Raw genomic sequence first — 20,379 nt, 5'->3', positions numbered from 1 at the left:
GCAAGGCGACGCACTCATCGTCCGCGTCCCCAAGGCCTGAGTGTCTAAATACACCTGAACGAGCGCTCTCGCTCTGCGACGCCCCGTGGTTTTGCTCACACAACTACGGGGCGTCGTAGTTGTTCGGGCACAATGGCCTCATGGCGAACATCTTTGACGTATCCACTCCCGCGAAACGCTTCCGTCTGGTGGCGTGGTGGGAAGCTGTGACCTGGGCGGCCTTGCTGGTTGCCATGTTCTTCAAGTGGGTCCTCGGACACGAAGAAGCGATTCGCATCCCCGGAATGGTCCACGGAACCGCCGGCTTCCTGGTGTTCATCGTTGTTGCACTCCTGACCGCGTGGTCGCTCAAGTGGGACGTCAAGACCACGATCCTTGCGCTGATCTCGAGCGTTCCGCCCTTCGGCACCGTCATCTTCGAACGCTGGGCAGTGCGAAACGGCAAGCTCGGTGAGCTGTCCACGGAGTTCGAGGCGTCCAAGGGCAACGCGGCGCTCGTCTGAGTGCTGCATCCCTCTACGTAGCTTCTCGCAACTCGTGACAAACTGGGAGCCGTGACTCGACCAGGTTCCAGGCCCCCCGCGCGTTCGTCCGCAGTTGCTGCCGCCATGAGCGGCGCAGTCGACTTGTCCGCCTTCAAAGAGCGGGCGACGGCCCCACCACCGCCGCGTAACACCAGCGGCGACGGGGCCGTTTCTGCTGTCTCCGGGGCAGTGATCGAGGTGACCGAGGAGAACTTCGAAAGCGAAGTCCTGCTGAAGTCGAGCCAGGTGCCGGTGATCGTCAACATCGGTGGCCGCGCATACGAGCCCTCGGTCGTATTCACCGAAGTTCTCGAATCATTTGCAGCGCGAGCCGGCGGCAAGTGGATTCTTGCCAACGTCGACGTCGACGTGAGCCCTCGTATCGCGCAGGCATTCGGTGTCCAGTCGGTTCCGACGGTTGTTGCTGTCGCGGCTGGTCAGCCGTTGGCCGATTTTCAGGGCGCTCAGCCAGAGGCGCAGCTCAGCCAGTGGTTCGACGCAGTCCTCCAAGCTGTCGAGGGCAAGTTGAGTGGGCCGGTCTCCGACGCGGACGAACCGGTGGAGGAGGTCGATGATCCTCGCTTCGTGGCCGCTGAAACCGCGCTGGACGAGGGCGATCTCGACGCCGCCATCGCTGCGTACCAGGAAATTCTCGACGCCGAACCCAACAATGCGGAGGCCAAGAGCGCTGTCCGCCAGGTGAAGTTCATGGCTCGGGTTCAGGGTGTCGATCCCGAGTCGATTGCGGCCGCGGATGCTGATCCGTCCGATCTCGAACTGCAGTTCGCTGCGGCCGACCTGGAAATGTTCGCCCAGCAACCCGAGGCGTCGTTCGCCCGCTTGATCTCGGTGGTCTCGCGAACTGCCGGCGACGACAAGGCTGCCGCTCGGACGCGCCTGCTCGAACTGTTCGAACTGTTCGACCCGGCAGAACCGATCGTCATCGCGGCCCGTCGTAAGTTGGCTTCCGCTCTCTACTGACGTGTGGACCGGCAGTCGCTACTCCGTGTAGCGGCTGTCGCACACTTCCCGGCCACCGAGAACGCCGGTCCGGAACGCGTCGACACGTGCGAACCCGCTCGGAACCGTCTCACCGTTGACATCACTGGCAGCCAGGCCGTCGGTCAGCAGCCCCGATACGGCTTCGTCGAGGTCGCCGGGGGAGAGTGTGACCTGTGCTCCGGACGCCGCGGCGTTGGTGGGACTGAGCGCTGCGGTGATGACGCCGGACAGGCAGGCGGCGCGCAGGGCAGTCTGCGGAGTGTCGAGCGATTGGCCGTTCTCCTTCTGCATCGCGAGGGTGTACCTCGACGCGAGCAGGACATAGGCGTTGTAGTCACCGGTGATGTTGGTCTGGATCAACTCGCGTCGCCCGACGCGACCCGGCGTGCCGCGCTCGGCAAGGTCGTCGACGCTGATTCCGATGGTGTTCGTCGACGGGCAGTACGAGACGGGTTCGGTCGCAACGGCATCGCTGCACCCGGTGTCTGCGCCGGTGAACACGACCTTCGGTGGCTGAGGTAGATCGAAGATCGCTTGGAAGGTCTTCACGAACTCGTCGAGAGTTGCCTCGGTGACGGGCAGTTCTCCGGAATCGTTGCCCTCGGCGAACTGCTGCGGGAGGTCTGCACGTCGTGACTCGATTTCGTCGGCGTCCATCTTCGCGCACGCACCGGCGCCGTCGGTGAAGCCGATCTGAGTGGCGGTGACGCGCTCGAACGCCGAACCATGGTGGCTCTCAGGATCATTAGGGTCTTCGTCGCGGATGGCGACCGCCGACGCCAACACCTTGTTGAGTCCGTCGGAGGTGTTCATCGTGAAGTGTGCGGCCTTGTCCTCGGCGACGTGCCGCAAGAAGGCGCCACCGAAACAGTCGGCTTGCTGTTCGCGCACCAGGGCTGCGTCTCGTTTACCGCCGACGATCCCGGCCTTGCGTTGAACGGCATGGCCGTACTCGTGCGCAAAGATGAACGCGACGGCCACTTCACCGAACTTCTCCCGCACCTCGGGCAGCAGCAATTCACGATCCCAACCGATGGTGTGATCGATGCTGCAGTACCCGGCGTTGATGAGTTCTTCGGTGGTCTCCTCACAGAAGTCCGGGCCGTTCGATTCGGTGGGGTCCCACGAGATCAGCTCGTCGACCGGTTCGAAGGGCTTGTCGAACAGAGCCGGGTACTCGGCGGCCCAGTAGGTTTCGATGTCTGTGATGGCGTTGGCTGCCAGCGCGTCGATGTCCCCGCCGTCGGTGCCGGTGATTGCTCGGTCGGCGTTGGGGGCTCCCGGACGCAACCCACTTGGTCCTGCCGTTGCGTCGAGTCCGGCGACGCGGAAGGGATCGTGATAAATCGAGACGGCGTGGCCACTCGTTCCCTGGGCACAACCGGCGAGCAGTGCTGCCACTGCCAACAGTGACGACGTGACAATGACTACTCGCCGGCCGACCATCAACGCTCCAGACTTATCCAAATCGCTCCAGCAGCTGGCAGCGCCACCTGTGCGGAGGCTGGCCGACCGTGCCACGAATGCGACGTTGCTGTGACCGCTCCGAGGTTCCCGACTCCGGAGCCGCCGTACACCTCGGCATCGGTGTTGAGAATTTCCACCCATCGGCCGGGCTCTGGTAGCCCGACGCGGTAGCTCGAGTGCTCACTGCCCGAGAAGTTGAACAGGCAGGCGACAATCGAACCGTCAGTACCGTAACGCAGAAAACTGAGGACGTTGTTCTCGGTGTCGTTGGCGTCGATCCAGGAGTATCCACCGGGCGAGGTGTCGAGGGTCCACATGGCCGGATGACGTCGGTACGCGGAGTTGAGATCGCCGACCAGTCGCTGGACGCCGCGATGGAGAGTGCCGGTGTACTGATCGTCGAGCTGCCACCAGTCGAGGCCGCGTTCTTCCGACCATTCCGCACTCTGACCGAATTCCTGTCCCATGAACAGCAGTTGCTTGCCTGGATGCGCCCACATGTATGCAAGCAGTGAGCGCAGGCCGGACGCCTTGGCGAAGTCGTTCCCGGGCATCCGGGTCCACAGAGTTCCTTTGCCGTGCACCACTTCGTCATGGCTGATCGGTAGCAGGTAGTTCTCACTCCACGCGTACATCAGTGAGAACGTGATCTCGTGATGGTGGTAGGTCCGGTGTACCGGGTCGTGACCGAGGAACCCGAGGGTGTCGTGCATCCACCCCATGTTCCACTTCATGTTGAATCCGAGGCCGCCGACATTGGTCGCCCGAGTGACTCCGGGCCACGCCGTCGACTCCTCGGCGACGGTGACGACTCCTCGATGGTTCTTGTGGACGGTGGCGTTCATCTCCTGCAGGAACGCAACGGCTTCGAGATTCTCGCGGCCGCCGTGAATGTTGGGAGTCCATCCACCTTCCGGGCGTGAGTAATCCAGGTACAGCATCGATGCGACAGCGTCGACGCGAAGTCCGTCGATGTGGAACTCCTCGAGCCAGAAGAGTGCATTGGCGACGAGGAAGTTCCGCACCTCGCGGCGACCGAAGTCGAATACGTATGTGCCCCAGTCCAACTGCTCGCCGCGACGCGGATCGGCGTGCTCGTACAGGGGAGTTCCGTCGAAACGAGCCAGGGCCCACTCGTCTTTGGGGAAGTGTGCAGGCACCCAATCGACGATGACACCTATCCCTGCGGCGTGCAGGTGGTCGACGAACCAGCGGAAGTCGTCCGGGGTGCCGAAGCGGGAGGTCGGTGCGTAGTACGAGGTGACCTGGTATCCCCACGATCCACCGAACGGATGCTCGGAGACGGGCAGCAGTTCGACGTGGGTGAATCCGGTTTCGGTGACGTAGACGGCGAGTTGCTCGGCCATCTGCCGGTAGTCGAGTCCCGGACGCCACGATCCGAGGTGCACCTCGTACACGCTCATCGGGGACTGCGAAGGATCGACACTGGCGCGGGTTTCGAGCCAGGCCGCGTCGTTCCACTCATGCGAACTGGTGGTCACTCGCGATGCAGTCGCCGGCGGGACCTCGGTACCGAATGCCATGGGATCGGCCTTGTCGCGAACGGAGCCGTCGTGGCCGTGGACCCGGAACTTGTACAGCGAACCGACTGCGATGTCGGGCAGGAAGAGTTCCCAGACCCCAGTGGATCCGAGGACTCGCATGGGGGCGAATTGCCCACTCCACCCGTCGAAGTCGCCGACGACGGTCACGCCGCGGGCGGCCGGAGCCCAGACGGCGAACGAGGTGCCGTCGACGGGGCCGTCCGGTGTCTCGTAAGAACGCGGATGTGCACCGAGGATGTCCCACAGTCGTTCGTGCCGACCTTCGCCGAACAGGTGTAGGTCGAGTTCACCGAGAGTAGGCAGGAACCGGTAAGGGTCGGCTGCGAGAACCGTGTGTCCACCCGGGTACGTCACGGAATAGCGATAGTCGATCAGGTCGGGGTAGGGGACCAGAGCCGCGAAGATTCCGTTCGAAACATGTTCGAGAGGAAAGTTTTTGCCGCCGATGACGGCACTGACGGACTCGGCGTTGGGACGCAACGCTCGCAGAACGGTGCCGTCGGCGTGGGGATGGGCGCCGAGGACACTGTGCGGATCGTGATGTTCACCGCGCGCCAACAGCTCCAGATCGTGATTGTCCGGTGCGATACCCGAAGGGAACTTCTCGGTTGACATCACTTGCCTCCACCTGCGCGGTGCGCATTGCGTGCTTGGTAGGCCAGAGAGATCCGGGCCGGATACGGAACGGGTGGGAGCGCGAGGATGTGCGCCACCGAACGCCAGGGCTCGAGGCGGACGAAATTGGCTTGGCCCCAATTGAACTGCTCACCGGTTACCTCGTCGAGCACGGTCATGTGGTCGTGCCATTCGCGTCCGAGCGCCGGCATGTCCAACCAGACGGTGCCCTCTTCTGCAGCGAACGGGTTGAGGTTGATCACCGTCAGGACGGCGTCACCGGTCGAGGCGTCGAACTTCGAGTAGGCGATCAACGCGTCGTTGTCGATGTGGTGAAAGTGCAGGTTCCGCAACTGCTGCAGGGCCGGGTGTGCACGCCGGATGCGATTGAGTGCGGTGATCCACGGCTCGAGAGATTCGCCTCGCGCTGCTGCTTCGGCGAAACGGCGCGGCCGAAGTTCGTACTTCTCGGAGTCGAGGTATTCCTCGCTGCCGGGGCGAACGGCTTGGTGTTCGTAGAGTTCGTAACCGGAGTAGACGCCCCACGTCGGCGCCAGGGTGGCGGCGAGAGCTGCTCGTAGAGCGAACATTCCGGGCCCACCGTGCTGGAGGGACTCGTGCAGGATGTCCGGCGTGTTCACGAAGAGGTTCGGTCGGGCTTCGTCGGCCTTCGCCGCCAGCTCGTTACCGAATTCGGTGAGTTCCCACTTCGCAACTCGCCAGGTGAAGTACGTGTACGACTGCGTGAACCCGCGCCGGGCAAGGCCGTACATGCGCGCCGGACGAGTGAATGCCTCGGCGAGGAACAGGACGTCGGGGTCGGTCTTCTTGACCTCCGAGATGAGCGTCTCCCAGAAGTTCGGCGGCTTGGTGTGCGGGTTGTCGACCCGGAAGATCTTGACGCCGGCACTGATCCAGTGTCGGACGACTCGCAAGATTTCCTTGTCCAGACCGCGAGGATCGGTGTCGAAGTTGATCGGGTAGATGTCCTGATACTTCTTGGGCGGGTTCTCGGCGTAGGCGATGGTGCCGTCGGGAAGGACGTTGAACCACTCCGGATGCTTCTTGGCCCATGGATGATCCGGGGCGCACTGCAGCGCGAGATCCAGTGCCACTTCGAGATCGAGCCTGCGGGCCGCAGCGACGAAGGCCTTGAAGTCCTTGAGCGTGCCGAGTTGCGGGTGAACAGCGTCGTGCCCGCCGTCGACCGAGCCGATGGCCCACGGCGAGCCGACGTCACCGGGTTCGGGAGTGAGAGTGTTGTTGCGTCCCTTGCGGTTGATCTCGCCGATGGGATGGATCGGCGGAAGGTAGACGACGTCGAAACCCATTGCGGCGATGCGGGGTAGGTCTTCGGCCGAGGTTCGGAAAGTACCGTGTTGCGGCACCCCGTTCTCGTCCCAACCGCCCGTCGAGCGGGGGAAGAACTCGTACCACGATCCGAACAGTGCACGGTTGCGATCGACGACGACGGGGTGGGACTCGCCCTTGGTGACCAGTTCACGGAGCGGAGTGGCGCGGAGCAGTTCGGCGACGTCGGAGGCGAAGGCCGGCGCGACGCGAGCCGTCAGCGCCTGATCGCTGCGCAGCGACGCCGTGACGGCCTCGAGCCTGGACCTGTTGCCCCGCGGTACCTCGTGCGCGGCCTGTTCGAACAGGCGCGCACCGATTTCCAGGTCGTTGGCCAACTCGGCCGCCCCTTGCCCGACGGCGAGCTTTGCTTCCACGGCGTGCTTCCAGGTGGCGATGGGATCGCTCCACGCCTCGATCCGGAACGACCACATGCCTTCGGCGGACGGCGTGAACACCGCGTCGACGGTGTCCGGTTCGGTCCCGGGATCCATCGGAATGCGCAGCGGCTTGGTACCGCGCGGACCACGCACGACAAGAGTGGCGGAAATGGCGTCGTGGCCTTCTCGCCACACGGTGGCGTGCACTGGGAAGACTTCACCGACCACGGCCTTTGCCGGATAGTTACCCGAGATCTCGGGTACCACGTCGTCGATACCGAGGCGTCCTGACACGGGAAGCTCCATTTCTGGTGATGGATCGCGGTAAAACTTTCTTTCGCCGGGTTCAACCGTAGTGGGTGCGGCGCTGGAGTGCTGATAACGACGAATTCGGGTCTGTCGGTGGTCAGGTCGGCTCGGGCGTTCGGTTCCACCGGACAGAGTGCAAGGAACTCGACTAGGGTTCGCGGGGTGAAAGCCTTGCGTCGGTTCACTGTCCGAGCCCACCTTCCGGAGCGCCTCGCCGCGCTCGGCCCCCTGTCCACCAACCTTCGGTGGTCGTGGCATCCCGAGACACAGGATCTGTTCTCGCGACTCGACCCCGAACTCTGGCAAGCAGTCCAGTTCGATCCGGTCCGCATGCTCGGGGAAGTCGACCCCACCCGTCTCGACGAACTCAGCAGTGACGAGGCATTTCTCGGTGACCTCGACACTGCAGCAGCCGATCTCGATGCTTATCTGAGCACCCCGCGCTGGTACCAATCCCAGCAGGCCAAGGGCACATCGTTAGCCAGCGGAATTGCGTACTTCTCCATGGAGTTCGGAGTCAGCGAAGTTCTGCCCAACTACTCCGGTGGATTGGGCATCCTGGCGGGCGATCACCTCAAGGCCGCGTCCGACCTCGGGCTGCCGCTCATCGGCGTCGGACTGCTCTACCGATCCGGCTACTTCCGCCAGTCGCTGACCGCCGACGGTTGGCAGGCCGAGCACTACCCGCCGCACGACCCTCAAGGGTTGCCTCTTCGTTTGCTGACGGACGCAGGCCCGGCTTCCGAAGACGGATCGCCGGTCGTCATTCACGTCGCCATGCCCGGTGGCCGGGTGCTGCGTGCGCGAGTGTGGATCGCTCAGGTCGGACGAGTGCCGTTGCTGCTGCTCGATTCCGACATCGCCGAGAACGACGCGGATCTGCGCGGCGTCACGGACCGTCTCTACGGCGGGGACCAGGATCACCGCATCAAGCAGGAGATCCTCGCGGGTATCGGCGGCGTCCGCGCGGTGCGCGCCTACACCGCGGCGTACGGATTGCCCGATCCCGAGGTGTTCCACATGAACGAGGGGCATGCCGGATTCCTCGGCATCGAACGGATTCGGGAACTTGTCACCACCAGCGGTCTGGACTTCGATTCGGCTCTGGCCGCGGTCCGTGCCGGAACGGTCTTCACGACGCACACTCCGGTTCCCGCCGGAATCGACCGCTTCCCGGCGGATCTGGTCCGTCACTACTTCGGCGGAGCGAACGGCGAGAACGAATCGAGTTTGCTTCCCGGCCTGACCGTCGACCGCATCGTCGGGATGGGGCGTGAAGCCGATCCGTCGATCTTCAACATGGCGCACATGGGTCTTCGCCTGGGCCAGCGAGCCAACGGCGTCTCGAAGTTGCACGGCATCGTCAGCCGCGACATGTTCAACGGTCTCTGGCCGGGCTTCGACGCCGACGAGGTGCCGATCGGTTCGGTCACCAACGGTGTTCACGCGCCGACGTGGGCGGCGCCGGAATGGATGGACGTGGCCAGGCGGATCGTCGGTCAGGAGCAACTCGAAGAAGCACGCGGGTGGGAGCGCCTGCACGAGTTGTCGGCAACCGAACTGTGGGAAACACGTAATGCGTTGCGCGGCAAGTTGGTCGACGAAGTTCGTCGTCGCGTCCGAGCGTCCTGGCTCGAACGCGGCGCGACCGAGGCCGAACTCGGCTGGACCACTGGAGTATTCGATCCCAACGTCTTGACAGTCGGATTCGCGAGGCGCGTTCCGACGTACAAGCGGTTGACGCTGATGCTGCGTGATCCCGAGCGTCTGCGTGCGATGTTGCTCGACGAGAAACGTCCGGTGCAGTTGGTGGTGGCCGGCAAGTCGCACCCCGCCGACGACGGCGGTAAGGCACTCATCCAGCAGGTCGTGCGGTTCGCCGACGAAGCGGATGTGCGTCACCGCATCGTCTTCCTGCCTGATTACGACATGTCGATGGCCCGCTACCTGTACTGGGGCTGCGACGTGTGGCTCAACAACCCGCTTCGCCCCCTCGAGGCGTGCGGTACTTCCGGCATGAAATCCGCGCTCAACGGCGGCCTCAACCTCTCCATTCGCGACGGATGGTGGGACGAGATGTACGACGGCGAGAACGGGTGGGCCATTCCGACGGCCGACGGTGTTCTCGACGACGTGCGGCGTGACGATCTGGAAGCCAGCGCCCTCTACGAACTTCTCGAGCACGCGGTACTGCCGACGTTCTACGACCGTGATGCAGCCGATCTGCCGACGCGCTGGGTCGAGAGGGTTCGCCACACCCTCGAGAATCTGGGCCCGAAGGTGTTGGCATCACGCATGGTTCGTGACTACGCCGTCTACTACTACGCCCCTTCGGCGGAATCAGCTCGAGCGGTAGTGGCGGATGATTTTGCCGGCGCGCGTGAGGTGGCCGAGTTCCGTCGCCGTATCGAGTCGCAGTGGCCGTCGGTCGCCGTCGAGCAGGTGGACGGTTCCGGCTTGCCGGACACTCCGGAGATCGGTGCGACCATCTCTTTGAAGGCCAAGGTCCGCCTCGGCGGCTTGTCGGTCTCGGATGTGGAGGTTCAGGCAGTCCTGGGACGCGTCAGCCCAGGCGAGGAACTCACCGACGTGGTGACGTTCCCGATGACGCACTTCGGCGCCGAGGACGGAACCGAGATCTTCGAAGCCGAGGTTGCGCTTCCGGTCTCCGGCTCCGTGGGTTACACCGTGCGGGTGTTGCCGCATCACCGGTTGTTGGTCGATGCGTCCGAACTCGGGTTGGTGACCACTCCGAGCGTCTGACGTATTGCATTCTGCCCCGGTCCGTTCGGTCGGTACCGGGGCAGAATTGTGCCCGCGTGAGAACCGGCTCAGGGACGTGAGTCGCGGATGCGGGTGAGTGCCTTGCGGACGACTTCGGGGTTGGTCGTCTCCCAGAACGGAGGCAGTGATGCGCGAAGGTAACCCGCGTATCTCGCCGTGGCCAGACGCGGATCGAGCACGGCCACCACACCTTTGTCGTCGGTGCTACGAAGCAGGCGACCCACGCCCTGTGCCAGGAGCAGCGCCGCGTGATTGGCCGAGACGCTGAGAAAGCCGTTACCGCCATGGGATTCGATAGCCTGCTGGCGAGCCGTCAACAGTGGATCGTCCGGGCGCGGGAACGGAATCCGGTCCAATATGACGAGGCTCAGTGACGGACCCGGAACATCGACGCCCTGCCACAGGGACAACGTGCCGAACAGTGACGTGGGTTCGTCCTTGGCGAAGGCCTTGACGAGGGTGCCGGTGGCGTCGTCGCCCTGGCACAGGATGGGGGTGTCGAGGCGTTCACGCATCGCCTCCGAGGCGGCTTTGGCGGCGCGCATCGACGAGAACAGGCCGAGGGTGCGTCCGCCCGCAGCCTCGACGAGTTCGGCGATCTCGTCGAGATAGACCGGGGAGAGGCCGTCGCGGCCGGGCGTGGGCAGGTGGCGGGCAATGTAGATTATTCCGGCCTTTGCATGGTCGAAGGGCGACCCGACGTCGAGTGAGTTCCAGCGGAAAGCCGAAGCGTCAGAAGGTGCTTCGGTGCCGATGGCGGTACCCGAGTCGGGGCGCGCGGACGATTCCGCAGGAAGACCCCAGTTGACGGCGAGACCGTCGAACGATCCGCCGACGGTCAGTGTCGCGGAAGTGAGAACGACGGTGGATTCGGCGAACAGTCGCGAGCGCAGCAATCCGCCGACCGAGAGCGGAGCCATCCGGACGGAGCGCCGCACCGATCCGCGGAACTCGTCCGAGGACAGCCAGACGACGTCCTTGCGCTTGGCCGGGTCGGGTTCGTCGAAAGCGGTGAGAATACGCACGGCACTGTCGTGGACGTCGTCGACGGACGAGAGTGCGGCGTTGCGGGCCGCAGCGGCTTCGGGATCTGCAGCAGCCATTCCCGGTTTGGCCGGACCGATAGCGGTGCGCAGCGACCAGGCCGCGTCGCGGATCGCAGCCAGTGCGGGTGCCGCCCCGTCCGGGAGGCCTTCCCATCGACCTGGGCGCAATTCCTCGAGGAGCCCAGCCCACCCCTCGCCGGCAGCTTCGAGGCGATCGGCATCCTGCTCTTCGGCGATCTTGCCGCAACGCCGGGCCGCGGCACTGATCGAGGCGGCAGTGAGATCGGCCGTGGCGACGCCGGTGACGCGGTCGACCAACTCGTGGGCCTCGTCGATCACCACGACGTCGTGGTCAGGCAGGATCTGGATGCCGGTGATGGCGTCGATCGCGAGCAGTGCGTGGTTGGTGACCACTACGTCGGCCTTCGACGCCTCGACTCGGGCGCGCTCGGCGAAGCAGTCCTCACCGACCGGGCACTGGTTCTTACCGATGCATTCGCGGGAGGTGACACTGACCTGCCGCCACGCCTGATCGGATACGCCCGGCACCAATTCGTCCCGATCACCGGTTTCGGTGTCGGAGGACCATTCGGTGAGGCGGACGACCTCCCGGCCGAGACGCGAGACCGTGAACGGATCGAACAACTCGTCCTCGGGCGGCTGCTCGGACGCGCCGGTATGGATCTTGTTCATGCACAGGTAGTTGTTGCGGCCCTTGAGGATTGCGAACTCTGCGCGTCGGCCGAGTGGCTTCTTCAGGGCATCGGCGAGCCGAGGCAGATCTCGGTCGACGAGCTGACGCTGCAGCGCGATGGTGGCGGTGGACACGACCACGGTGCGTCCCGATTCGACCGCGTGGCGCAGGCTCGGAACGAGGTAGGCGAGCGACTTACCGGTACCGGTGCCGGCCTGGACGGCCAGATGCTCGCCGGTGTCGATCGAGTGCGCCACGGCGGACGCCATCGTCAGCTGACTGGTTCGTTCGGCACCGCCGAGCGACCGCACCGCTGTCTGGAGCAGTTCGGGAACGTTCGGGAGTTGATCGGCCACCCACGAAGGTTAATGGATCCCTACGTCAGAAACGTCCACGGATGATTCCCGGGGTAGTTCCCCGGCATTCGAGTCTTCTTCCGGCGACGCCTCGTCTCGCCCGATCAGCTGCACTCCCGCCTCCCGCATCTGCACCAATGCCGACTCGATCGTGGCGGTCGACACACCAGCGGTGAAGGGGAGAAGGACAGTCGTGGCGAACCCCGCGCGCGCGGCATCGACGGCCGTGGCCTTGACACAGTGATCCGTGGCAATTCCGATCACGTCGACGTCGGTGATCTCGTGGGCGCGGAGCCAGTCCTCGAGCGTCGTTCCGTCCTCGGCTGCTCCTTCGAAACCGGAGTAGGCCGCGCTGTAGGCGCCCTTGGAGAAGATCGCCGACCCGGCGACGGAAGCGTCGAACGCCGGATGGAACTCGGCGCCGGCTGTCCCGACGACGCAGTGAACCGGCCAGCTGTCGATGAAGTCGGGATTCTCGGAGAAGTGCGCCCCAGGGTCGATGTGGAAATCGCGAGTCGCGACTACGGCGTCGTACTCGTGGGAGTTGACGAAATCGTTGACGGCTCCCGCAACCGCAGCACCGCCGTCGACTGCAAGAGCGCCACCTTCGCAGAAATCGTTCTGAACGTCGACAATTATCAGTGCTTTTGCGCTCACTGGTGCTCACCTCCGGTGAATCGAACGGGCACAGCCGAGTCTCCGCGCGAGAGTTTGAGGCCTTCCCACGGCAGGCTCACGAGCCCTGCCTTCAGAACCGCTCTGCTCTCTTCGAGCGTCGGCGCGCTGTCGACGACCTTGCCTTCGCGAACAAGCGGGATCAGCAGTTCGGTCGCTCCGTCCGCCTCGGAGACAGGTGACGGTGATCCGGCGGGGTAGATGACTTCTTCGACGATCGTGCCGGTCGGACGCACTACGCGCAGTGCCTTCTTGGCGCCGCCGCGAGATGCCTTGTTGGTGCTTCTCTTCTCGACCGCGATTCCGTCGACCTCGACCAGCTTGTAAACCATGCCTGCGGTGGGGGCGCCTGATCCGGTGACCAGGGAAGTACCGACGCCGTACGAGTCGACGGGTTCGGCGCGCAGAGCCGCGATCGCGTACTCGTCCAGGTCGCCGGAGACGACGATGCGTGTCTTGGTAGCGCCGAGATCGTCGAGTTGTTGGCGTACCTGACGAGCAAGAACGCCGAGATCGCCGGAGTCGATGCGAACTCCACCCAGTTCGGGACCGGCAACGGCGACAGCCGTTTTCACGCCCTCGGTGATGTCGTAGGTGTCGACCAGCAAGGTGGTGGATACGCCCAGAGCGGCGACCTGACCGCGGAATGCCGCGGCTTCGTCCGGACCGTCCTCGGTGGTGTGCAGGAGCGTGAAGGCGTGCGCGCTGGTACCTGCGCTGGGTACGTCGTGACGCCGCGCGGCTTCGAGGTTGGAGGTGGCGTCGAAGCCGGCGAGATAGGCGGCACGTGAAGCGGCGACGGCGGCCTGTTCGTGTGTACGACGCGAGCCCATCTCGATCATCCGTCGACCGCCCGCTGCGCTCACCATGCGGGCTGCGGCCGAAGCGATCGCGCTGTCGTGGTTGAGGATCGAGAGAATCAAGGTTTCGAGGATGACGCACTCGGCGAAAGTTCCGCGGACCGAGAGGATCGGTGATCCGGGGAAGTAGAAATCTCCCTCGCGGTAGCCGTCGATGTCACCGGAGAATCGATAGTTGCGCAGCCACTCGACGGTCGTGTCGTCGAGAAATTTTGCAACGATCGCCAGTTCAGGTTCACCGAACCGGAACTGCTCGAGTGCGTCGAGAAGGCGCTCGGTACCGGCGACGACGCCGTAGCGACGGCCGTCTGGCAGCCGCCGTGCAAATACCTCGAAACTGCAGTTGCGGAAGGCAGATCCGTCGGCGAGAGCCGCCGAGAGCATGGTCAGTTCGTACTGATCGGTGAGCAGTGCGGTGCTGGCACCGGCGTCGCGGATGTCGGAAATTTGCGTAGGCACGCACACAACTCTATGCGCGAGACGACGTGGGTGGGTGTTGTCGCCTCTCGTCGCGCCGTACCCTGGATACATGGTTTTCGGCGGCGCGACCGTGTCCGGCACTTACTCGGCGAACGTAACGATGAGAGGCGCTACGGCTTCCTCTCCTCAAGCCACGCCCGAGCAGTCGGAGGCTGTTTCGACCATCGAAGCCGCAGATCGGCCCTGGGTGACCATCGTCTGGGACGACCCGGTCAATCTCATGCATTACGTGACTTACGTGTTCCAGAAGTTGTTCGGCTACAGCAAAGCCAAGGCCACCGACCTGATGATGCAGGTCCATTCGGAGGGCAAGGCCGTGGTCTCGAGCGGTTCGCGCGACAAGATGGAGGCCGATGTTCGTCGCCTCCACGCTGCCGGTCTCTGGGCCACGATGCAACGCGACGACACCTGAGAAAAGCACTTTTTCGACCGATTTGTTCGCCTAACTCGTAGACGGGAGTCCGACGCGTGCGGACGTGGAGTAGGAAGAGTTCACTCGGCGGAGTGAAGTTCAAGTCCGAGATGGACGGCCACGAGGCGGCGGTTCTGCGCTCGCTCGTGGAGTCGGTGACCGGGCTTCTCGACGAGCGCGCGTCTTCGGCGCCGCAAGACGAGCTCGCCGCGCTGACGGGTCTTCGTACCGGAAATTCGGAGACGCCCGACAATCCGGTGTTGGCGCGTTTGCTTCCCGACTTCCAGCGCACCGATCCGGACAAGGTCGCTCCGGACAGTGACGATCTCGACGACGCCGGCGCCAATGTCAACGGCGCGCTGCGCAGTTTGCACGAACCCGAGATCATCGACGCCAAGCGTGAGTCCGCTCGCATGTTGTTGGCTTCGCTTCCGGAGGCCGGCGGCAAGGTCGTTCTCACGCAGGAACAGGCCGACGCCTGGCTGTCCTCGCTCAACGACGTCCGTCTCGCGCTCGGAACCAATCTCGGCATCGACGCCGACACCCCGGAGAGCCTCGAACCCGACGACTCGCGAGCCCCGCATCTCGACGTCTATCACTGGTTGACGTGGATGCAGGACTCCCTCGTCCAGGCACTCATGCCATGACCACAACGCGGACCGGGCCCACTGATTCACTGACAGATGTCGCCGGCCTCGCCGTCGGTCATCACCACAAGCTCGACGAGGGAGCCACTCTCGGAAGCGGCGCAGCCACCGGCTGCACGGTCGTGCTCGCGTCGGCCGGTGTGGTCGCCGGAGTCGACGTCCGGGGCGGCGGTCCGGGTACCCGCGAGACCGATCTGCTCGACCCGAGCCATTCGGTCCAGCAGGTCAATGCCGTGCTGTTGACCGGCGGTAGTGCCTACGGACTTGCCGCGGCCGACGGAGTGATGCGCTGGCTCGAGGAACACGGTCACGGGATCGCGATGGGCGCTCCCGGCCAGGTGGTACCGATCGTGCCCGGCGCCGTGATCTTCGATCTGCCGGTGGGTGACTGGACCGTTCGTCCGACCGGCGATTTCGGATTCCTCGCTGCCGACACTGCTTCGCGCGAATTCGCCACGGGCACGGTCGGCGCGGGGGTAGGTGCCAGAGCCGGAGCGCTCAAGGGTGGGGTGGGAACGGCCAGTGTCGTGATCGCCGACGGCCCCGCCGAGGGGACGACGGTCTCCGCCTTGATCGTGGCGAATCCGGTGGGTTCGGTCTTCGACCCCAGAACAGGCCTGCCGTGGGGCGTCGGCTCGGACAGCGCGGAGTCGTTCGGCGTCAGGCTCCCCGACGCGTCCGAACTCGCGGCGGCCAATGCCGTTGCAGCCAAGGGAACTGTCCTCAACACCACGATCGGTGTGGTCGCCACTGACGCCGCCTTGACGAAAGCCGGGTGCCGACGCGTCGCCGTCGCAGGTCATGACGGCCTGGCCCGAGCGATTCGGCCCGCACATTCGCCGCTCGACGGCGACACGATCTTTGCGCTCGCCACCGGTGATCACACTCCGAATTCGGAGATCACGGTTCCGGACGCTTTCCCGAACGATCTGCCGATACTCGACGCGGTGTGCGCGGCTTCGGCCCAGGTGGTCGAACGTGCGATCGTCACAGCGATTCTCGACGCCACGTCGGTAGCCGGAATCCCGAGCTATCGCGAACTCTTCCCGTCCGCATTTCTCTAGGCAGCACTCCTGGAATCGGCGGTAATCTCGAATTGAGCCTGGTCGCGAGTGACCGGATCAGAAGACCGGATCGACGGTGGAGGACGCACACGATGACGATGGATTTCAACAGTCCGGACTTCGGCACCCGGACGCCGGCACCGAAATCCGGTCCGCCCTCGGTGTGGAAGCAGTCGGCCGTGGTGGTGGGCGGCTTCGCGATCCTGCTCTACGTGATCGAGATCGTGGATGTCATCTCCGGTCAGAATGTCCAGAACGCCGGCGTGACCCCGCGCACGCTCGACGGCCTGTGGGGAATCCTGTTCGCCCCGGTGCTGCACGACGACTGGGGTCATCTGATCGCCAACACCATTCCGGTGCTGATCCTCGGATACCTCGTGTTGGTGTCGGGAATTGCGCGGGGACTCGCGGCGACCGGCATCATCTGGGTGATCGGCGGCGTCGGGACCTGGTTGTTCGCCGGCTCGAACTCGAATCACGTCGGTGCGTCCGTGCTGATCTTCGGCTGGGTCACCTACCTGCTGGTGCGCGGGTTCTTCACGCGGAGCTTCACACAGATCCTGATCGGCGTTGCCGTCTTCGTCCTGTACGGCGGAGTGCTGTGGGGCGTTCTGCCTAGCGATCCACGGGTTTCCTGGCAAGGGCATCTGTTCGGAGCGATCGGCGGCGTGGTTGCTGCCTGGGCGTTGACGTCGGGGGAGAGGGCCAAGCGCGCCGGGTCGGCGCCGGCCGTTCGACCACCGAGTTTCTGAACGGACGTGGGTCACACCCTCACTGCGGTGTGACTTCGACGCGCCAAAACCACCAAGAGCTTTTTCCCAGACGGGTAGACGTGGCAGCATGACCGGTATGCGCATGACCGTCCTGGGGTGTTCCGGCAGCGTCACGGGTCCGGATTCACCGGCTTCGGGATACCTGCTCACGGCACCGGGAACTCCGCCGCTCGTGATCGACTTCGGCCCGGGAGTTCTTGGGGCGTTGCAGCGATACGCCGATCCGGGCGAGGTGACGATCCTGCTTTCGCACCTTCATGCGGACCACTGTCTCGACATGCCCGGCCTGCTCGTCTGGCGTCGCTATCACCCCAACCCGCCGGTCGGCCGTGCTCTGGTTTACGGCCCCACCGACACCGCGTGCCGCATCGGAGTGTCCTCCGCCGAGTGCGCCGGCGAGATGGACGACATCTCCGACACCATCGACGTCCGGCTCTGGGCCGAGAACGAGCCGGTGACGTTCGGTGAACTGAGCGTCGTCGCCCGCCGGATGAATCATCCACCCGAGGCTTACGGTTTCCGGATCACCGGCGCCGACGGCCGCGTCCTCGTCTATACAGGCGACACCGGAATGTGCGACAACGTCGTCGAACTCGCGCGTGGTGCAGACGTGTTGCTCTCCGAAGCGTCGTGGACCGACAGTCCGGATCGCCCCGAGGGAGTTCACCTCTCCGGTAAGGAAGCCGGCCGTGTGGCTGCGCTCGCCGGCGTCAAGGAACTTCTCCTAACGCACATCCCGCCGTGGACATCGCGTGAAGACGTGATCGCCGAAGCGAAATCCGAATTCTCCGGACCGGTCCATGCCGTCTCCGCCGGAAGTGTCTACGACATCTGATTCCCCTCACATTCGGTGCAGCGCTCACCGGGCGACCGCTAGGCTCACGAAGGTGACTACACGAGAAGACGGTAGGGCGGACGACGAGCTCCGCACGGTCAAGATCACCCGCGGGTTCACCAGTCACCCGGCCGGATCCGTTCTGGTCGAGTTCGGGAACACTCGCGTCATGTGCACGGCCAGCGTCGAAGAGGGTGTACCCCGCTGGCGCAAGGGCTCCGGCTTGGGTTGGCTGACAGCCGAATACGCGATGCTTCCCGCCGCCACGCACACACGCAGTGGCCGCGAATCGGTCAAGGGCAAGGTCGGCGGCCGCACGCAGGAGATCAGTCGACTCATCGGCCGATCACTTCGAGCGTGCATCGATCTCGCGGCAATCGGTGAGAACACCATCGCCCTCGACTGTGATGTCCTCCAAGCCGACGGCGGCACCCGCACCGCGGCAGTGACGGGGGCATACGTAGCCCTGGTCGACGCCGTGACGTACCTGCGCGCAGCCGACCTGCTCTCCGACCCGCAGCCCATCTCGTGTGGCATAGCGGCCGTCAGCGTCGGCGTCGTGGACGGACGAGTGCGCCTCGATCTTCCGTACGAAGAGGATTCGCGCGCCGAGGTCGACATGAATGTCGTGGCCACCGATACCGGCACGCTGGTGGAAATCCAGGGAACCGGTGAGGGCGCCACGTTCCCACGCTCGACGCTGGACAAGCTGCTCGACTCCGCTCTGGCTGGTTGTGAGCAACTTTTCGAGATCCAGCGTCAAGCGTTGGCCGAGCCGTATCCCGGGGTGCTACCCGAACCGAAGAATCCGGAACCCAAGAAGAAGTTCGGTGCCTGAGCTGTGAGCGTACGAGTACTGGTTGCCAGCCGAAATGCCAAGAAGCTGAAGGAACTTCACCGGGTGCTCGACGCCGCTGGAGTGAACGGAATCGAACTGGTCGGGCTCGACGAGGTCTCGCCGTTCCCCGAAGCCCCCGAGACCGGAGCGACGTTCGAGGAGAATGCGCTCGCCAAAGCGCGTGACGGAGCAGCTGCAACCGGAATGCCTTGCATCGCAGACGATTCCGGTGTCGAGATCGACGCACTCAACGGTATGCCCGGTGTGCTGTCCGCGCGATGGTCGGGCACTCACGGAAACGACGGCGCCAACACGGCTCTGGTCCTGGCTCAGCTGGGAGACGTGCCGGACGAGCGTCGAGGCGCGGCATTCGTCTCCGCCTGTGCACTGGTGATCCCCGGCGGCGACGAGACCGTCGTGCGCGGCGAATGGCGCGGGGTGATCGGCCGCGAACCAGCCGGCGACGGCGGCTTCGGATACGACCCCATCTTCCGTCCGGACGGCGACACCCGCTCGGCCGCAGAACTCACCCCGGCCGAGAAGGATGCGGCGTCACATCGAGGGCGCGCGCTCGTACAGCTCGTTCCCGCGCTGGCGGCACTGGCCGGCTGAACCGAATCCGAAAAGTAGAGCCCTGAACGCGTCTGCGTTCAGGGCTCCACTTTTTGAAACTCTCAGAGCTGGTAAGCCTGCTTCACCTGGGCAGTTCGCTTGTGCTCGAACACGAACGACAGGAACGGGATCGTGCCGGCGAGCGCGGTGGCAACCGTCGTACCGGGCTTCCACCGAGCCTTGATCGCCAAGTCGATCGTGAACACGAGATAGAGCATGTAGAACAGGCCGTGGATCTGGCCGATGTAGAACAACCACGACGGTGCGTCCGCCGAATTGTCGAGAATCAGGTACTTGTAGACCATCTCACCGGTCAGGAACAGCAGCCAGAGGCCGGTGATCCAGGCGAGAACGCGGTATCGGACCAGCGCCGACGCAACCTTCTTCTGCTTTTCTGCGTTGACTGCGGGGGTAGCGATGCTCGCTTCCGAACCGGTACTCACGTCGTGCTCCTATCGGACTCGCGAGCGGCGAGCTGCGCAAGGTAGTCGTTGTATTCCAGCATTTGGCGGGCTTCAGGGTCGTCGACGTCGAGGTTCACATCGTCGAACTCGGCCCGCGGGCGTTGCGGCAAGAGGTCGGCGGGAATCTCACGCGGCTCCGCGGCGGCTTCCTCGGCTTCGGCCTCTTCGGGGTCCACGTCTTCGAGCTGAACGAACTTGCGATACGCGTACACGACAAACGCCGCGAACAGCGGCCACTGAAACGCGTACCCGAGATTCTGTCCCGAGCCTCCGACGGCTTCGAAGCGCTCCCACTGCCACCAGCCGAGCGCGAGGCAGCCGGCAGCTGACACGATGACCAGCAGAATCAGCGCAGGTCGGCGTTTAGTAGCGTTCTTGGACACACTAAGACGGTACCTGAGAGCTATAGTGCCTCGCCCTGCGATCTCCGACACGGTGTCGTAGAAGCCGTGCCACGGCGTGTCGTAGGAGCCGTGCCACGGCGTGTCGTAGGAGCCGTGCCACGGCGTGTCGTAGAGGCCGTCCCGCAGCACCTGTGCGCTATGCCCATCCTCACCCGCAACGCCAGGGCACTGAACACATTCTCCCGGCTGTGCTGCATCGATAACCTCGGCGCGTATCCGAAAG

Annotated in this window: 18 protein-coding genes; 10 read left to right on the top strand and 8 right to left on the bottom strand. The window is 64.4% G+C overall.

What is annotated here, in order from left to right:
• The first annotated feature begins 140 nt into the window (after window positions 1-140).
• Together ACN50D_RS27075 and ACN50D_RS27070 are read left to right on the top strand one after the other, a co-directional pair.
• Window positions 141-503 carry a DUF3817 domain-containing protein gene (locus ACN50D_RS27075; protein WP_003945330.1) on the top strand — a complete coding sequence of 121 codons (363 nt, stop codon included), beginning with the start codon at window positions 141-143 and terminating at the stop codon, window positions 501-503.
• 105 nt (window positions 504-608) lie between these two features.
• Entirely contained in the window at window positions 609-1,505 is an 897-nt protein-coding gene (locus ACN50D_RS27070) for a tetratricopeptide repeat protein (protein ID WP_211921339.1), read from the top strand.
• 18 nt (window positions 1,506-1,523) lie between these two features.
• On the opposite strand, the gene ACN50D_RS27065 is transcribed toward ACN50D_RS27070, so the two are convergent.
• The 3 genes from ACN50D_RS27065 to ACN50D_RS27055 are packed head-to-tail and all read right to left on the bottom strand — an operon-like array spanning window position 1,524 to window position 7,197.
• Window positions 1,524-2,972, bottom strand: a complete 1,449-nt coding sequence (locus ACN50D_RS27065) for a neutral zinc metallopeptidase (RefSeq protein ID WP_003945377.1) — start codon at window positions 2,970-2,972, stop codon at window positions 1,524-1,526.
• Window positions 2,972-5,173 (bottom strand): 1,4-alpha-glucan branching protein GlgB, encoded by a 2,202-nt coding sequence (gene glgB, locus ACN50D_RS27060; RefSeq protein ID WP_042925789.1) that lies wholly within the window; start codon window positions 5,171-5,173, stop codon window positions 2,972-2,974. Before glgB ends, ACN50D_RS27065 begins: the two co-directional genes overlap by 1 nt.
• Window positions 5,173-7,197 carry an alpha-1,4-glucan--maltose-1-phosphate maltosyltransferase gene (locus tag ACN50D_RS27055; RefSeq protein ID WP_003945303.1) on the bottom strand — a complete coding sequence of 675 codons (2,025 nt, stop codon included), beginning with the start codon at window positions 7,195-7,197 and terminating at the stop codon, window positions 5,173-5,175. The genes glgB and ACN50D_RS27055 overlap by 1 nt, the downstream gene beginning before the upstream one ends.
• Before the next feature lie 177 nt (window positions 7,198-7,374).
• Between ACN50D_RS27055 and glgP the strand changes: the two genes are divergently transcribed.
• Entirely contained in the window at window positions 7,375-9,975 is a 2,601-nt protein-coding gene (glgP, locus tag ACN50D_RS27050; RefSeq protein ID WP_211921313.1) for an alpha-glucan family phosphorylase, read from the top strand.
• Between the two features lie 68 nt (window positions 9,976-10,043).
• Here the strand turns inward: glgP and ACN50D_RS27045 are convergent, their stop codons facing one another.
• Genes ACN50D_RS27045 through ACN50D_RS27035 form a run of 3 tightly spaced genes read right to left on the bottom strand, consistent with a single transcriptional unit; the run spans window position 10,044 to window position 14,086 of the window.
• Complete coding sequence (locus tag ACN50D_RS27045; RefSeq protein WP_211921311.1) at window positions 10,044-12,092, bottom strand: ATP-dependent DNA helicase; 2,049 nt, start codon at window positions 12,090-12,092, stop codon at window positions 10,044-10,046.
• A gap of 9 nt (window positions 12,093-12,101) precedes the next feature.
• On the bottom strand, window positions 12,102-12,749 hold the full coding sequence (locus ACN50D_RS27040; protein ID WP_063316261.1) for a nicotinamidase: 648 nt from the start codon (window positions 12,747-12,749) through the stop codon (window positions 12,102-12,104).
• Window positions 12,746-14,086, bottom strand: coding sequence for a nicotinate phosphoribosyltransferase (locus tag ACN50D_RS27035; RefSeq protein WP_030537905.1), 1,341 nt, complete (start codon window positions 14,084-14,086; stop codon window positions 12,746-12,748). Before ACN50D_RS27035 ends, ACN50D_RS27040 begins: the two co-directional genes overlap by 4 nt.
• Before the next feature lie 121 nt (window positions 14,087-14,207).
• On the opposite strand from ACN50D_RS27035, the gene clpS reads away from it, so the two are divergent.
• The 7 genes from clpS to rdgB all read left to right on the top strand — a co-directional run bounded on the left by clpS (window position 14,208) and on the right by rdgB (window position 19,288).
• Window positions 14,208-14,519, top strand: a complete 312-nt coding sequence (clpS, locus tag ACN50D_RS27030; RefSeq protein WP_037132099.1) for an ATP-dependent Clp protease adapter ClpS — start codon at window positions 14,208-14,210, stop codon at window positions 14,517-14,519.
• A 56-nt stretch (window positions 14,520-14,575) separates the two neighbouring features.
• Window positions 14,576-15,166 (top strand): DUF2017 domain-containing protein, encoded by a 591-nt coding sequence (locus tag ACN50D_RS27025; RefSeq protein ID WP_211921310.1) that lies wholly within the window; start codon window positions 14,576-14,578, stop codon window positions 15,164-15,166.
• Window positions 15,163-16,230: a P1 family peptidase gene (locus tag ACN50D_RS27020; RefSeq protein WP_210377418.1), complete on the top strand. Its 1,068-nt coding sequence runs from the start codon at window positions 15,163-15,165 to the stop codon at window positions 16,228-16,230. The genes ACN50D_RS27025 and ACN50D_RS27020 overlap by 4 nt, the downstream gene beginning before the upstream one ends.
• Before the next feature lie 92 nt (window positions 16,231-16,322).
• Window positions 16,323-16,982, top strand: coding sequence for a rhomboid family intramembrane serine protease (locus ACN50D_RS27015; RefSeq protein WP_210377416.1), 660 nt, complete (start codon window positions 16,323-16,325; stop codon window positions 16,980-16,982).
• Between the two features lie 97 nt (window positions 16,983-17,079).
• Complete coding sequence (locus ACN50D_RS27010; protein ID WP_007733274.1) at window positions 17,080-17,838, top strand: cyclic nucleotide-degrading phosphodiesterase; 759 nt, start codon at window positions 17,080-17,082, stop codon at window positions 17,836-17,838.
• A gap of 52 nt (window positions 17,839-17,890) precedes the next feature.
• A complete protein-coding gene (gene rph / locus ACN50D_RS27005; RefSeq protein WP_003945332.1) occupies window positions 17,891-18,676 on the top strand; it encodes a ribonuclease PH in 786 nt (261 codons plus the stop codon).
• Between the two features lie 3 nt (window positions 18,677-18,679).
• Complete coding sequence (rdgB, locus tag ACN50D_RS27000; RefSeq protein ID WP_211921308.1) at window positions 18,680-19,288, top strand: RdgB/HAM1 family non-canonical purine NTP pyrophosphatase; 609 nt, start codon at window positions 18,680-18,682, stop codon at window positions 19,286-19,288.
• A gap of 62 nt (window positions 19,289-19,350) precedes the next feature.
• Here the strand turns inward: rdgB and ACN50D_RS26995 are convergent, their stop codons facing one another.
• Together ACN50D_RS26995 and ACN50D_RS26990 are read right to left on the bottom strand one after the other, a co-directional pair.
• Window positions 19,351-19,731, bottom strand: a complete 381-nt coding sequence (locus ACN50D_RS26995) for a DUF3817 domain-containing protein (RefSeq protein WP_003945334.1) — start codon at window positions 19,729-19,731, stop codon at window positions 19,351-19,353.
• Window positions 19,728-20,135 (bottom strand): hypothetical protein, encoded by a 408-nt coding sequence (locus ACN50D_RS26990; protein WP_020970031.1) that lies wholly within the window; start codon window positions 20,133-20,135, stop codon window positions 19,728-19,730. The genes ACN50D_RS26995 and ACN50D_RS26990 overlap by 4 nt, the downstream gene beginning before the upstream one ends.
• Window positions 20,136-20,379: the final 244 nt, after the last annotated feature.

Origin of the sequence: Rhodococcus sp. SB1D, from assembly GCF_048573875.1 — a bacterium.
Taxonomy (GTDB): Bacteria; Actinomycetota; Actinomycetes; order Mycobacteriales; family Mycobacteriaceae; genus Rhodococcus_F; species Rhodococcus_F qingshengii.
Note: the sequence above shows the minus strand (reverse complement) of the source record. Positions and strands in the feature narration are given on the sequence as shown.